Genomic DNA, 14,846 nt, shown 5'->3' with positions numbered 1-14,846 from the left:
TGGCGCTTTAGTTTCAGACTTGAGACTGGGCGCCTTCGAACCACTTCAATTTCTCACGCAATAACACCACTTCACCGACAATCACCAGGGTTGGGGCATGCACTTCATGCTCGGCCACCATGCGCGGCAAATCCGCCAGGGTGCCGGTGAACACGCGCTGGTTGGACGTGGTGCCCTGCTGGATCAGCGCGGCCGGGGTATCCGGGGCGCGACCATGCTGAATCAGCTGTTCGCAGATGATCGGCAAGCCAATCAAGCCCATATAGAACACCAGCGTCTGCGAAGGCCCGACCAGATCTTGCCAGGGCAGGTCCGAGGTGCCGTCTTTCAAATGCCCTGTGATAAAACGCACGGACTGTGCATAGTCACGATGGGTCAACGGGATACCGGCATACGCCGCACACCCGCTGGCTGCGGTAATACCCGGCACGACCTGGAACGGAATGCCATGGGCGGCCAGCTCCTCGATTTCTTCGCCCCCACGACCAAAGATGAACGGATCGCCACCTTTAAGGCGCAGCACGCGCTTACCCTGCTTGGCCAGGTTCACCAGTTGCTGGTTGATCTGGTCCTGGGGCACCGCATGTTCGGCGCGACGCTTGCCGACATACACACGCTCGGCATCGCGGCGGCACAACTCCAGAATCGCCGGAGCGACCAGACGGTCATACAGCACCACGTCGGCCTGCTGCATCAGGCGCAGCGCGCGGAATGTGAGCAAATCGGGGTCACCCGGACCGGCACCCACCAGGTAAACCTCACCCGGCGCGTGAGGTGGCGCTCCGTTGACCTTCGCCACCAACAGGCGCTCGGCCTCATCGCCCTGCCCGGCCAGTTGACGGTCAGCAATCGGGCCTTGAAATACCTCTTCCCAGAATGCGCGACGTTGCTGCACATCCGGATACAGGCTTTTGACCTGGGCCCTGAACCGCGCGGCCAACCCGGCCAACTGGCCATAGGTAGACGGAATCCAGGTTTCCAGCTTGGCCCGGATCAAGCGCGCCAGCACCGGCGCGTCGCCGCCGCTGGACACCGCGATCACCAGCGGCGAACGGTCGACGATGGCAGGGAAAATCACGCTGCATAAGGCCGGCGCATCCACCACGTTGACCGGCACGCACCGACGCTTGGCATCGCTGGACACTTGCGCATTCAGCGGCTCATCGTCCGTCGCGGCGATGATCAGGGTACAGCCGTCCAGGTCCGCCTCCTGATAACCGCGCAAAATCAGCTCCCCGCCGCTGCCCCGTACCAACTCACGCAACTGGTCTTCGATCTGAGGCGCAACCACTCGCAGCACGGCACCGGCATCCGCCAGCAGCCGGGATTTGCGCAAGGCAATCTCCCCGCCCCCGACCACCAGCACGCGGCTGCCGCGCAGGTTATGAAACAGCGGCAGAAATTCCATTTAGCGGATGACCTCAACGCCCGCCATGTACGGCTTGAGCACCTCTGGTACACGGATCGAACCGTCGGCTTGCTGGTAGTTTTCCAGTACGGCCACCAGCGTACGGCCTACGGCCAGGCCCGAACCGTTGAGGGTGTGCACCAGTTCCGGCTTGCCGGTCTCCGGGTTACGGAAACGCGCCTGCATGCGACGGGCCTGGAAATCACCGCAGTTGGAGCACGAGGAAATCTCGCGGTACTTGTCCTGGCTGGGCACCCACACTTCGAGGTCGTAGGTTTTTACCGCGCTGAAGCCCATGTCGCCAGTGCACAGCGCCAGTACGCGATACGGCAGCTCCAGCAGTTGCAGGACGCGCTCGGCGTTGGCGGTCAGGCCTTCCAGGGCTTCCATCGACGTGGACGGCTCGACCACCTGCACCATCTCGACTTTGTCGAACTGGTGCTGGCGGATCATGCCGCGGGTGTCGCGGCCCGATGCGCCGGCTTCGCTACGGAAGCACGGCGTGTGGGCGACGAATTTGATCGGCAGTTGCTTGGCGTCGAGAATCTCGCCGGCGACGATATTGGTCAGCGACACTTCAGCGGTCGGAATCAGATAGAAATCGGCCTCGCCGTCGCGGCTGATCTTGAACAGCTCTTCCTCGAACTTCGGCAGCTGGCCGGTGCCCTGCAGCGCTGGCGCCTGAACCAGGTAAGGCGTGTAGGCTTCTTCGTAGCCGTGCTCACCGGTGTGCAGATTGATCATGAACTGCGCCAGGGCGCGATGCAGGCGCGCGATCGGGCCACGCAGCAAGGCAAAGCGCGCGCCGGACAGCTTGGCGGCGGTCTCGAAATCCAGGCCACCGCTCAATTCGCCCAGGGCGACGTGGTCTTTGATCGGGAAATCAAAGGCTTTCGGCGTGCCCCAGCGGCGCACTTCGACGTTGCCGTCTTCGTCTTCGCCGACAGGTACGGAGGCGTCCGGCAGGTTGGGGATGCCCAGCAGGATCTGATCCAGCTCGGACTGAATCTTGTCCAGTTCGGCCTTGCCGTCGGACAGCTCGGTGCCCATGCGCTCGACGTCCGCCATCAACGGCGCGATGTCTTCACCGCGCTGCTTGGCCTGACCGATGGATTTGGAACGCGCATTCCGCTCAGCCTGCAGTGCTTCGGTGCGGGTCTGGACGGTCTTGCGCTGTTCTTCCAGCGCTTCGATGCGCGCGACATCCAGGGCAAAGCCACGGGAAGCCAGGCGGTCCGCTACGTCCTGAAGGTTGCTACGTAACAGTTTGGAATCGAGCATGTCGGTCTCTCGTTTATCAAAGTTTGGTCAGGGACAGGCCAGCCCAGGTGGCGAGCAGCCCGCCGAACACGCTGATGCCCAGGTACCCGAAGGCGACAAGGGCCTGCCCGCTTTCCAGCAAGCGCAGCGTATCCAGTGAAAAGGATGAAAAGGTCGTCAGACCACCTACAAAGCCGACAATCAAGCCAGCACGAATCTCAATCGGCACTTCCGGGCGCAACAGGAACCAGCCGTACAACAGCCCGATAATCAAACAGCCCACCAGGTTGACCGCCAAGGTCGCCGCATAAAAATGCTTCGGCCAATTGGCGCTGACCCAGGTGCCGGTGGCGAAACGCAATAATGTACCAGCGATGCCGGCCACGGACACGGCAAGAATTGTCTTGAGCACTACTTTCTCCGCTGTTTGGGGCTGAGGCGATCGAGTTGCGCGAGGTGGTTGAGCTTTTCGCCGATCTTCAGCTCCAGGCCGCGCGGCACTGGCTGATAGAACGGCTGGGGCTCCAGGGCGTCGGGAAAGTAGTCTTCGCCGGCAGCGTAGGCGTCCGGCTCATCGTGGGCATAACGGTATTCGTCACCGTAGCCCAGTTGTTTCATCAGCTTGGTCGGCGCATTGCGCAGGTGCAGCGGCACTTCCAGGGAGCCGTACTCGGCGGCCGCGCGCAGGGCGGACTTGAAGCCCATATACACCGCATTGCTTTTTGGCGCGCAGGCCAGGTAGGTGATGGCCTGGGCCACCGCCAATTCGCCTTCCGGGCTGCCGAGGCGCTCCTGCACATCCCAGGCCGCCAGGCACAGGCTCAAAGCCCGCGGGTCGGCGTTGCCGATGTCTTCGCTGGCCATGCGTACCACGCGGCGGGCCAGGTACAGGGGGTCGCAGCCACCGTCGATCATGCGCGCGAACCAATACAACGCACCGTCCGGGTTGGAGCCGCGTACGGATTTGTGCAACGCCGAAATCTGGTCGTAAAACGCTTCGCCGCCCTTGTCGAAACGCCGGCGTGTGTCACCGAGCAGGCTTTGCAACAGGTCGACACCGATTTCGCTGCCGTCTTCGGCCAGGTCCGAGGCGTTTTCCAGCAGATTGAGAAAGCGGCGGCCGTCGCCGTCTGCGGCCGTGAGCAAAATCTTGAAGGCTTCGTCGCCCACGCTCAGACGACGCTTGCCCAGCCCCTTGTCTTCGCTCAAGGCGCGATGCAGCAGCTTTTGCATCGCCGCTTCATCGAGGCTTTTGAGTACGTAGACTCGCGCCCGCGACAGCAACGCGTTGTTGAGCTCAAATGAGGGGTTTTCGGTGGTGGCACCGATAAAAATCAGCGTGCCGTCTTCGACATACGGCAAAAACGCATCTTGCTGCGACTTGTTGAAGCGGTGCACTTCATCGACGAACAAAATGGTGCGCTTGCCATACTGACCGGCCTGCTGCTTGGCCACTTCAACGGCCTGGCGGATTTCCTTGACCCCGGCGAGCACCGCCGAGACCGTTTCGAAATGCGCATCCGAGACCTTCGCCAACAGGCGCGCCAGGGTGGTCTTGCCCACGCCTGGCGGCCCCCAGAAGATCATCGAGTGCAGCGCCCCCTGCTCCAGGGCTTCGCGCAGGGGCTTGCCGCGAGCGAGCAGGTGTTCTTGACCGACGTACTCATCCAGGTTGGTCGAGCGCAGGCGCGCGGCCAAGGGCTGGGCAATCGGGTCACTTCGAAACAAATCCATGGGCAGCGTTTGAAACCTCGGGGCAGATTATTCCTGAATCACGTCGGCACCCTTGGGGATGTCGAACTTGAACTTGGACGCCGGCACCGGCTCGTTGGCCTTGACCCCGGAGAACAGGATATCGGTGCGCTGACCGACGCTGTCGATCAGGCGCATGTTATTGATCACGCCATTGCCGAACGACAGGGACAGTGTGTCAAACAACGTGTCCTTGGACTTGGGCTTGAGGGTGAACTCGATCACGTTGCTGGTTTGCTTGGAGGTGATGTCGAAGCTGTCGCTGATTTTCGACACATCACCCGACAACAGCAGTGCGGGAGTCTGGTTCAGGCGCGGGTCGAGCTTCTTGATGGTCGCTTGCTCCAAGTCCGGGTCCCACAACGTGACTTTCTGGCCATCGGACACGATGGTCTGCTCGGCCTTGCCCTCGGTGTGCCAGTAGAACAGCCCTGGACGCTGCACCGCCATTTCCCCTGCGGTTTCCTGCAGATGAGTGCCGCCGGCATCCAGGGTCAGTTGCGAAAAGCGCGCGGTCAGGGTCTTGGATTTGTCCAGCAGGTTGGTCAGGCTTTTGACGGAGGCCGGGTCGGCGTGGGCCGAAACAGCGGTCAGGGCCAGGGCCGGCAACAACAGCATGCGGATAAGACGCATGGGAATCCTCATTGAGTAAGCAGGGCACGCCGCATGCTGCCATGCGGCGCGAGGTCAGTCGCGCATTTGCCCGGGGGCAATGACTTCGCGCGAGCCGTTGGTGTTCATTGCGGTCACCACGCCGGCCATTTCCATGGCTTCGATCATGCGGGCGGCACGGTTGTAGCCGATCTTCAGCTTACGCTGCACCGCGGAGATCGAAGCACGACGGCTCTCCAGCACAAAGGCCACGGCTTCGTCGTACAGCGCATCGGTTTCGGCATCGTCGTCACCACCCCCGCCGCCGTTCTCGAAGCCGCTGCCGGCCTCTTCCACGCCGTTGAGGATGTCGTCGTTGTACTCGGGGGCGCCACGCAGCTTCCAGGCTTCCACCACGCGGTGAACTTCATCATCGGAAACGAACGCACCGTGAACACGGATCGGCAGGCTGGTGCCCGGCGGCATGTAGAGCATGTCACCGTGGCCCAGCAACTGTTCGGCGCCGCCCTGGTCGATGATGGTCCGCGAGTCGATCTTGCTCGACACCTGGAACGCCATGCGGGTCGGGATGTTGGCCTTGATCAGACCGGTGATCACGTCCACCGATGGACGCTGGGTCGCGAGGATCAGGTGAATACCGGCCGCACGAGCTTTCTGGGCGATACGCGCGATCAGTTCTTCGACCTTCTTGCCGACGATCATCATCATGTCGGCGAATTCGTCCACCACTACGACAATGGTCGGCAGCTTGGTCAGTATCGGCGCTTCGTCGTGGATGTTCTCGCGTTTGTACAGCGGGTCCGGAATGGTCTCGCCGCGCTCCTGGGCTTCCTTGATCTTGGCATTGAAGCCCGAAAGATTACGCACGCCCATCTTCGCCATCAATTTGTAGCGGCGCTCCATCTCGGCCACGCTCCAGCGCAGGGCGTTGGCGGCGTCCTTCATGTCGGTGACCACGGGACACAACAGGTGCGGAATGCCTTCGTAGATCGACAGTTCGAGCATCTTCGGGTCGATCATGATCAGCTTGGCGTCTTCCGGGCCGGACTTGAACAGAATCGACAGGATCATGGCGTTCACGCCCACCGACTTACCGGAACCGGTGGTACCGGCCACCAGCAAGTGGGGCATTTTCGCCAGGTCGGTAATCACCGGCTTGCCGCCGATGTCATGGCCAAGAGCCAGGGTGACCGGCGATTTGAAGTTGTCGTACTCAGGAGTCGACAGCACTTCGGAGAAGCGCACGATCTGGCGGTCTTCATTGGGAATCTCGATACCCACGGTGGTTTTACCGGGGATCACTTCCACCACGCGCACGCTGGTTACTGCCAGGGAGCGCGCCAAGTCTTTCGCCAGGTTAGAGATGCGGCTGACTTTGACGCCAGCAGCTGGCTGGATTTCGTAACGGGTGATCACGGGGCCGGGGTGAATGGAGTCCACCGACACTTCGACGCCGAATTCCTTGAGTTTGATTTCCAACAGATGGCCAACGGCCGCCAGGGACTCAGGGGAATAGTTGAGTTGTTTCTTTTCGGCGGGGTCGAGGATCGAGATAGGTGGCAAGGTGCCTTCGACCGCGCTGTCGATAAACAACGGGGCCTGCTTCTCTTTCTGTACGCGATGACTCGGCTCCGGAGCCTTGGGCGGTGCCGGGGCGATCACTGGTGGCACCTGCTTCTCGCGATCCGACATATGCTTGCTCAGGGCCTGCTCGCGCTCGATCAGGCGTTCCTTGACCTTAGCCTGCTCACGCCGATCCGGCGTGCTCGGCGCGACCACCTCGTTGACACGGGTATCCACCTCGCGCAGTTGGGCCACCATGCGCTTGCGCTCCACCCGGGCGGCCCACCAGCGGTTGGCGGCGCCCTGGAACAGCTCAAGCAGATCGAGGGTGATCTTGCCGGTCACGTCCATCACCTTGAACCATGACAGGTCGGTGAACACTGTGAGGCCGAACAGGAACAGCGCGATAAACATCAAGGTGCTGCCCTGGATATTCAGGGTCTTGCGCGCCAGGTCGCCGAGGCTTTCGCCCAGCGCACCGCCCGCGCCTGCTGGCAGGCCGGTAGGCGCATGGAAATGGATATGGGCCAGAGCCGCGCCGGACAACACCAGAAACACCAGGCCGATCAAACGCCACGAGAACAGCCAGCCGCTCCACTGCCAAGGCTCATGGCGCTGGCGGAAGATCTGCCAGGTCTTGATCGCCAGCAGCAGGGGGAAGATATAGGCAAAGTAACCCAGCACCATGAACAGAATATCGGCGCTGTAGGAGCCCACGGGCCCGCCGAAGTTCTGCACGTCATCGATCTTGCTGTTGTGGCTCCAGCCCGGATCGTCCTTGCCATAGGTGAGCAAGGCCATCATCAGGAACAGGCACAGAGCGCCGATCGCGATAAGCGCACCTTCCTTGAGACGATAATGCAGGTGCTGACGCCAGGCCGGCACGACTGTTTTAGGTGTCGCGGTGGATTTCTTCAAAACGGGTCTTTTCCTGCGCCTTTTAGCGCGTCCATCTGTTGAATGACTGCAAAATACTGCCGGATCCGGGCAGCTGAAAAATGAACGAACGGGTAGAAACTACTTTTAACACTGCCGATTGCCAGGCGAAACGGCGATACCGCCACAATGGCCGCATTGTACGGATTTGTGCCCGCGATGCCACGCCATTGCCGCCTACCCGACAGCCCGCCCAATTAATGTATGACAGCATGTTCAATTTGAGCATGCATTGTCTTTGCTGACAAAGGCTTATGCGCGGTTTTTACCAATCCAAGCAAGCTTGGCAAATGGCCTGCATGCGCCTGACCCGATTACGACCACACCCATGACACAGAGTTGCAGAGGCACCTGCGACGGCTGTTCCACCCTGACAACCGATTCGGGCTGGCCCCACAGCGTTGGGTCGACAATAATCAGCCTGTGCGAGACAGGCGCCAAGCCCGTCACTCCCCTCCCCTTCCGCAAACCTGGATGCCCATGCTGACCTGGCTACAACGCGACTCACTGACCTTCCCGCCGCTGACCAAGGCCATGCGCGAGCCCAATGGCCTGCTCGCCGCCGGTGGCGACCTATCGGCCGAGCGCCTGGTTGAAGCCTATCGTCATGGCTGTTTCCCGTGGTTCTCCGAGGGCCAGCCCATTTTGTGGTGGTCACCGGACCCGCGTACTGTGATATTCCCCGATGAGCTGCACGTATCCCGCAGTCTTGCCAAACTGTTGCGCCAGCAGCGCTATACCGTGACCTTCGACCAGGACTTCGCCGCCGTCATCCAAGCGTGCGCCGCACCACGAGCTTACGCCGACAGCACCTGGATCACCGAAGGCATCCAGCGTGCCTATGTGGAACTGCACAAACGTGGCTATGCCCACTCGGTGGAGGTGTGGGACGGCGACACCCTGGTCGGCGGCCTATACGGGCTAGCAATGGGCCAGCTGTTCTTTGGCGAATCCATGTTCAGCCGCGCCGATAACGCCTCGAAATTCGGTTTCGCCACCCTCACCCGCCAGTTGCAGGCTTGGGGGTACGTGCTGATCGACTGCCAGATGCCCAACGACCATTTGCACAGCTTGGGCGCCCGCGCCATCCCGCGCCATGAGTTCGCGGGCTTTCTGCGTGAGCACTTGGACCGACCCAACACCGGACCCTGGGTTTATTAAGCGGCTTGCGCCGACCTGGCTTACACTTATTTCAAAGCTTATTTCGAGGGTTGATCATGACCGAGCTGGCGCGCTTGAAGTTTTATGCCACTCAAGCTCACTCTTGCAGCTATCTGCCCGACGAGCAGGCTACTACGCTGTTCCTCGATCCCAGCCAGCCCATGGACGTGCATGTGTACGCCGACTTATCGGAAATGGGCTTTCGACGCAGCGGCGACCATCTGTACCGGCCTCACTGCCAGAACTGCAATGCCTGCGTCCCGGCCCGCATCCCGGTTGCGCAATTCACGCCGGACCGCAATCAAAAGCGCATCCTCAAGCGCAACGCCGATCTGACGGTAACCTCATCCAAGCCACGCTTCACCGAAGAGTATTTCGATCTTTACCAGCGCTACATCGAACAGCGCCACGCCGACGGCGATATGTTCCCGCCCAGTCGCGACCAGTTTTCGACCTTTCTGGTGCGCGATCTGCCGTTCTCGCGATTCTATGAGTTTCGTGCACACGGGCAACTGATGGCAGTGGCGGTGACCGATCTGCTGCCTAACGGCTTGTCGGCGGTGTACACCTTCTACGAGCCGGGCGAGGAACGGCGCAGCCTGGGACGGTTTGCGATCCTCTGGCAGATTGGCGAAGCACTGCGCTTGGAACTGGAGGCGGTGTACCTCGGCTACTGGATCAAAAACTGCAAAAAGATGAACTACAAGACCCAATATCGGCCCATTGAGCTACTGATTAATCAAAGATGGGTCACGCTTAACTAGAACCCCTTGGCTTAAACACCCTTTTTCGGGCACAATGCACGCCGCTTTTGCCTGGCGCAGTTGCACCGGGCCATTCACTGGATACCGAGGGCTTTACTGCATGTCGAAAGAAGACAGCTTCGAAATGGAAGGCACTGTCGTCGACACCCTGCCCAACACCATGTTTCGTGTGGAGTTGGAAAATGGGCACGTCGTAACCGCGCATATCTCCGGCAAGATGCGCAAGAACTACATTCGTATTCTTACCGGTGACAAAGTGCGCGTCGAGCTGACGCCCTATGACTTGAGCAAAGGGCGCATCACTTACCGCGCTCGCTAAGCAAGTCAATACAAAACGCCCGGTTATGCCGGGCGTTTTTGTGTGCCCGGGATTTTGCTGACACCTCCCACACTGGAATTAATTGCTCTTGCAATTACTTTTCCAGACAGCAAAAAGGCGCCTTTCGGCGCCTCTTGCATGGTTACGGAACGATCAGGCCATTTCCGCAGTGGTTTCGAAGTCGAAGGTCAACTCGCCGTCCTTCAGATCGATATGCACCACGCCGCCGTGGTCCGCCAAGTCGCCGAACAGGATCTCTTCGGCCAGCGGCCGCTTGATCTTGTCCTGGATCAGGCGCGCCATCGGACGAGCGCCCATTGCCGCGTCGTAACCACCCTCTGCCAGCCAGCTGCGTGCGGCGTCCGTTACCTCCAACTGCACGCGCTTGTCTTCCAACTGCGCCTGAAGCTCGGTAAGGAACTTGTCCACCACGCTCTTGATAACCTCATGGCTGAGGCGACCAAACTGGATAATGGTGTCCAAACGGTTGCGGAACTCCGGCGTAAAGCTCTTCTTGATCACTTCCATCGCATCGGAAGAGTGATCCTGATGACTGAAGCCAATCGAGGCCCGCGCAGCCGTTTCGGCACCGGCGTTGGTGGTCATGATCACGATCACATTGCGGAAATCCGCCTTGCGCCCGTTGTTATCGGTGAGGGTCCCGTGGTCCATAACCTGCAGCAGCAGGTTGAAGACTTCCGGGTGAGCCTTCTCGATTTCATCGAGCAACAATACGCAGTGAGGCTGCTTGGTGATCGCCTCGGTCAGCAGACCGCCCTGATCGAAGCCGACATAGCCTGGAGGCGCACCGATCAAACGCGACACGGTATGCCGCTCCATGTACTCGGACATGTCGAAGCGCACCAACTCGATCCCCATGGCCTTGGCCAACTGCCGCGCCGCCTCGGTCTTACCAACGCCGGTAGGACCAGCGAACAGGAACGAACCGACAGGCTTGTCCGGCGACTTGAGGCCCGCACGCGACAACTTGATCGCGGTGGACAACGAGTCGATGGCCGCATCCTGGCCGAACACGGTCAGCTTGAGATCACGCTCCAGGTTACGCAGCAGCTCTTTGTCGGAGCTGGTGACGTGCTTCGGCGGAATCCGCGCAATCTTGGCCACGATATCTTCAACCTGCGGCACGTCGATGCGCTTGACACGCTTCTCGACCGGCTGGAGACGCTGGTAAGCGCCCGCCTCATCAATCACATCGATCGCCTTATCCGGCATGTGTCGATCATTGATGTAGCGCGATGCCAGCTCCGCAGCAGAACGCAGCGCCTCGTCGGTGTACTCGATGCCATGGTGCGATTCGAAACGCCCTTTCAGCCCGCGCAGGATGCCGATGGTGTCTTCCACCGACGGCTCGGACACATCGACCTTCTGGAAGCGGCGCGCCAAGGCGCGGTCTTTTTCGAAGATTCCGCGAAATTCCTGGAACGTGGTCGAACCGATGCAGCGGATATCACCTGACGACAGCAACGGCTTGAGTAAATTGGAAGCATCCATGACCCCGCCGGAAGCCGCACCGGCTCCGATGATGGTGTGGATTTCGTCAATAAACAGAATCGCCTGGGGACGTTTTTTCAGCTCGCCCAGCAATGCCTTGAAGCGCTTCTCAAAGTCGCCGCGGTATTTGGTACCGGCAAGCAACGCACCCAAGTCGAGTGAGTACACAACACTATTGGCCAGCAGATCCGGCACTTGGTTGTCGACAATACGCTTGGCCAGACCTTCGGCTATCGCAGTCTTGCCCACACCTGCCTCGCCGACCAGCAAGGGGTTGTTCTTGCGACGGCGCGCGAGGATCTGCGCTACCCGCTCGACCTCAAGCTCACGCCCCACCAGCGGATCGATCCGCCCCTGGCGCGCCAGTTCGTTGAGGTTGCTGGCATAGGCATCCAGTGGATTGCCCGAAGAAGAAGACTCACCGCCCTCGTCGTCCTGCATATCCTGCTCACCCTCGGAATGATCGCCGTGCCCTGGCACTTTGGAGATACCGTGGGCGATGTAGTTGACGACATCAATACGGGCAACGCTCTGCTGCTTGAGCAGAAACACAGCCTGACTTTCCTGTTCGCTGAAGATCGCCACGAGCACATTGGCCCCTGTGACTTCGCGCTTACCGGAGCTCTGTACGTGGAACACAGCACGCTGCAATACCCGCTGAAAGCCCAGGGTAGGCTGGGTTTCACGGTCCTCGTCATGCACGGGGATCAGTGGCGTGGTGGAGTCGATAAACTCCTGCAGATCATGCTTGAGCTTATCGAGATTGGCGCCGCACGCACGCAGAACGGTGGCGGCAGCTTCGTTATCCAAAAGTGCCAGCAGCAGGTGCTCGACGGTCATGAATTCATGACGCTTCGAGCGAGCCTCCTTGAAGGCAAGATTGAGGGTGACTTCGAGCTCGCGGTTTAACATAGCTTCACCTCATACCCAAGTGGTCGGCGTTAACCGTCCTTCTCGATTTCACAGAGTAGCGGATGCTGGCTTTCCCTGGCGTACTGGTTGACCTGCATGGCCTTTGTCTCGGCGATGTCGCGGGTAAACACTCCACATACTGCCCGTCCTTCTGTATGAACGGCCAGCATTACCTTGGTCGCCAACTCGCGGTTCAGGTTAAAAAACACCTCGAGCACTTCGACCACGAAATCCATCGGTGTGTAGTCATCGTTGAACAAAACCACCTTGTACATCGGCGGCGCCTGTAAGGCAGGCTTGGCCTCCTGAACAGCAATGCCTGCAGAACCGTCGTCATCGTGTTCGTGATCCGGTCGATCCTGATTGAATGTTAGTCGAATCTGGCTGATTGCATGCATGGAAAGAAAGGTTCGTCAGTTGTTCAATACAGTGGTGGGGGCAACCTGTCAGAATTTCAACGCTGAGCGATTGGTCGCCTTGACTATCGGCAAATCGGTGTTACAACCAATAGAACCCACAGTGGGTAAAAAAGGTCCGCGCAGTCAACCTTATTTATTCGGGTTAGGACGGATAAACTGGATGATACTCCAGTGATGGAGTCTGGTGCAGAAGGAAATGGGTTATGTCTGGCGTCAAGATCAAAGGCAAGGTCAAGTGGTTCAATAATGCCAAGGGATATGGCTTTATTAATGAAGAAGGTAAAAGCGAGGACCTTTTTGCGCACTATTCAGCGATCACCATGGACGGCTACAAGACGCTGAAAGCAGGCCAAAGCGTGGAGTTCGAGATCATTCAGGGGCCAAAGGGACTGCATGCCGTCGCAATTTGTGCGGCCTGCGCGGCAGCGCCTGGGACGGCCCACGACGTTACGCACGAAAAACAGCCCAAAAAAGACCAGCCCTCTAAACAAAATAAGCAACTGGCCTGATCACATTTGGGTAAATAGCCTGCAAAAAAAACGGCCATTCTGGTTCTGCAGAATGGCCGTTTTTTAGCCTGCCTTACATATGCGAAATCAACGCATCACCAAAGCCTGACGACGACACCAGCTTCGCGCCCTCCATCAGGCGCTCGAAATCATAGGTCACGGTCTTGGCCGAAATCGCCCCGTTGGTGCCCTTGATGATCAAGTCCGCAGCTTCGGTCCAGCCCATATGGCGCAACATCATTTCCGCCGACAGAATCAGCGAACCTGGGTTGACCTGATCTTTGCCCGCATATTTGGGCGCTGTGCCGTGGGTGGCTTCGAACATCGCCACGGTGTCGGACAGGTTGGCGCCTGGCGCGATACCAATCCCACCCACCTCCGCCGCGAGGGCATCGGACAGGTAGTCACCGTTGAGGTTAAGGGTCGCGATCACGTCATATTCGGCTGGGCGCAGCAGTATCTGCTGGAGCATGGCGTCAGCAATCGCATCTTTGACCACCACGTTTTTGCCGGTTTTCGGGTTCTTGAACTGCATCCAAGGACCGCCATCCAACAGAGTCGCGCCAAACTCCTGCGCAGCCACTTCGTAGGCCCATTCTTTGAAGGCACCTTCGGTGAACTTCATAATGTTGCCTTTGTGCACGATGGTCAGCGAGTCACGGTCGTTATCCACGACATATTGCAGGGCTTTACGCGCCAGACGCTGAGTACCTTCCTTGGACACCGGCTTGACGCCAATCCCGCAGTCCTGGTCGAAGCGAATCTTAGTGACGCCCATTTCCTCCTTAAGGAACTTGATCACTTTGATCGCTTCCGGCGAACCGGCTTTCCATTCAATACCGGCGTAAATATCTTCGGAGTTCTCACGGAAGATGGTCATGTCCACGTCGCCAGGCTTTTTCACCGGGCTGGGCACGCCTTCGAACCAACGCACAGGGCGCAGGCACACATACAGATCGAGTTGCTGACGCAGGGCAACGTTCAACGAACGGATACCGCCACCCACCGGGGTAGTCAACGGGCCCTTGATCGACACCACGTAGTCCTTAACTGCGTCCAGGGTTTCCTGAGGCAGCCAGGTATCTTGGTCGTAAACCTGTGTCGCTTTCTCGCCGGCATAAACCTCCATCCAGGAAATCTTGCGCTTGCCGCCGTAAGCCTTGGCAACCGCTGCGTCGACGACCTTGATCATCACCGGGCTGATGTCGACGCCAATGCCGTCACCCTCGATGAACGGGATGATCGGGTGGTCAGGAACATTGAGAGAATGGTCTGCGTTGACGGTGATTTTGTCGCCGACTGCCGGAACCTGAATCTTCTTGTATCCCATGCTGAACTCCATCGTTGGATTGAACATCTGGCTGCGTTCGAGCCTACTCCAGATAAATGGCGACCGAAACCTTGCGCCATGCTCATTTGCATCGAAAACAGCATAAATTGTCGCCTACAAGCCTGAAAGCAAAGGGAAAAACGCCAATCTTGAGCACATCGTGCGACTTTAGGCGTAAACCAGTACCTGCGACCTTTAGACCAATGGACGACCCACCTTTTGTATGAAGGCTCAGCGTAAGCATAGCGACCTATGTATAATGCCGCCGCTGACCCAAGAGTCACGCCGGCAGACCGCTCTAGAACCGGGCCCTCCGCCAGAAAGCAGGACTATTACAATAGTCCACCCGCTTGACGCTCGACTGATGCAACCCAACATCACCGCGAAGA

Annotated in this window: 13 protein-coding genes; 4 read left to right on the top strand and 9 right to left on the bottom strand. The window is 59.1% G+C overall.

Annotation, left to right across the window (positions count from 1 at the left end):
* Window positions 1–13 precede the first annotated feature (13 nt).
* From cysG to ACFZPT_RS15270, 6 genes are read right to left on the bottom strand one after another with little or no spacing between them, the layout of a single operon-like run.
* Window positions 14–1,408: a siroheme synthase CysG gene (cysG, locus tag ACFZPT_RS15295; protein ID WP_034098656.1), complete on the bottom strand. Its 1,395-nt coding sequence runs from the start codon at window positions 1,406–1,408 to the stop codon at window positions 14–16.
* A complete protein-coding gene (serS, locus tag ACFZPT_RS15290) occupies window positions 1,409–2,689 on the bottom strand; it encodes a serine--tRNA ligase (protein ID WP_034098658.1) in 1,281 nt (426 codons plus the stop codon).
* A 16-nt stretch (window positions 2,690–2,705) separates the two neighbouring features.
* Complete coding sequence (gene crcB, locus ACFZPT_RS15285) at window positions 2,706–3,080, bottom strand: fluoride efflux transporter CrcB (protein ID WP_034098661.1); 375 nt, start codon at window positions 3,078–3,080, stop codon at window positions 2,706–2,708.
* Window positions 3,080–4,402 (bottom strand): replication-associated recombination protein A, encoded by a 1,323-nt coding sequence (locus tag ACFZPT_RS15280; RefSeq protein ID WP_034098663.1) that lies wholly within the window; start codon window positions 4,400–4,402, stop codon window positions 3,080–3,082. The genes crcB and ACFZPT_RS15280 overlap by 1 nt, the downstream gene beginning before the upstream one ends.
* Before the next feature lie 27 nt (window positions 4,403–4,429).
* Window positions 4,430–5,053, bottom strand: a complete 624-nt coding sequence (gene lolA / locus ACFZPT_RS15275; protein ID WP_034098665.1) for an outer membrane lipoprotein chaperone LolA — start codon at window positions 5,051–5,053, stop codon at window positions 4,430–4,432.
* A gap of 54 nt (window positions 5,054–5,107) precedes the next feature.
* Window positions 5,108–7,513: a DNA translocase FtsK gene (locus ACFZPT_RS15270; RefSeq protein ID WP_034114179.1), complete on the bottom strand. Its 2,406-nt coding sequence runs from the start codon at window positions 7,511–7,513 to the stop codon at window positions 5,108–5,110.
* A 498-nt stretch (window positions 7,514–8,011) separates the two neighbouring features.
* Here ACFZPT_RS15270 and aat point away from each other — a divergent pair, with 498 nt between their 5' ends.
* The 3 genes from aat to infA all read left to right on the top strand — a co-directional run bounded on the left by aat (window position 8,012) and on the right by infA (window position 9,775).
* Window positions 8,012–8,692: a leucyl/phenylalanyl-tRNA--protein transferase gene (gene aat, locus ACFZPT_RS15265; protein ID WP_034114180.1), complete on the top strand. Its 681-nt coding sequence runs from the start codon at window positions 8,012–8,014 to the stop codon at window positions 8,690–8,692.
* A 56-nt stretch (window positions 8,693–8,748) separates the two neighbouring features.
* Window positions 8,749–9,456, top strand: coding sequence for an arginyltransferase (locus ACFZPT_RS15260; RefSeq protein WP_034098670.1), 708 nt, complete (start codon window positions 8,749–8,751; stop codon window positions 9,454–9,456).
* Between the two features lie 100 nt (window positions 9,457–9,556).
* Complete coding sequence (gene infA, locus ACFZPT_RS15255; RefSeq protein ID WP_002553999.1) at window positions 9,557–9,775, top strand: translation initiation factor IF-1; 219 nt, start codon at window positions 9,557–9,559, stop codon at window positions 9,773–9,775.
* Between the two features lie 153 nt (window positions 9,776–9,928).
* Here infA and clpA read toward each other — a convergent pair whose 3' ends face one another.
* Entirely contained in the window at window positions 9,929–12,199 is a 2,271-nt protein-coding gene (gene clpA, locus ACFZPT_RS15250; protein ID WP_034114181.1) for an ATP-dependent Clp protease ATP-binding subunit ClpA, read from the bottom strand.
* Between the two features lie 29 nt (window positions 12,200–12,228).
* Window positions 12,229–12,597: an ATP-dependent Clp protease adapter ClpS gene (clpS, locus tag ACFZPT_RS15245; RefSeq protein WP_010567912.1), complete on the bottom strand. Its 369-nt coding sequence runs from the start codon at window positions 12,595–12,597 to the stop codon at window positions 12,229–12,231.
* 224 nt (window positions 12,598–12,821) lie between these two features.
* Here clpS and cspD point away from each other — a divergent pair, with 224 nt between their 5' ends.
* Window positions 12,822–13,127, top strand: a complete 306-nt coding sequence (gene cspD, locus ACFZPT_RS15240) for a cold shock domain-containing protein CspD (RefSeq protein ID WP_034098674.1) — start codon at window positions 12,822–12,824, stop codon at window positions 13,125–13,127.
* Window positions 13,128–13,200: 73 nt separating this feature from the next.
* On the opposite strand, the gene icd is transcribed toward cspD, so the two are convergent.
* On the bottom strand, window positions 13,201–14,457 hold the full coding sequence (gene icd / locus ACFZPT_RS15235) for an NADP-dependent isocitrate dehydrogenase (protein WP_034098676.1): 1,257 nt from the start codon (window positions 14,455–14,457) through the stop codon (window positions 13,201–13,203).
* Window positions 14,458–14,846: the final 389 nt, after the last annotated feature.

Source organism: Pseudomonas sp. MD330_10, assembly GCF_042610415.1.
Classification (GTDB): Bacteria; Pseudomonadota; Gammaproteobacteria; order Pseudomonadales; family Pseudomonadaceae; genus Aquipseudomonas; species Aquipseudomonas rhodesiae.
This window is presented reverse-complemented; position numbering and strand designations above follow the sequence as displayed.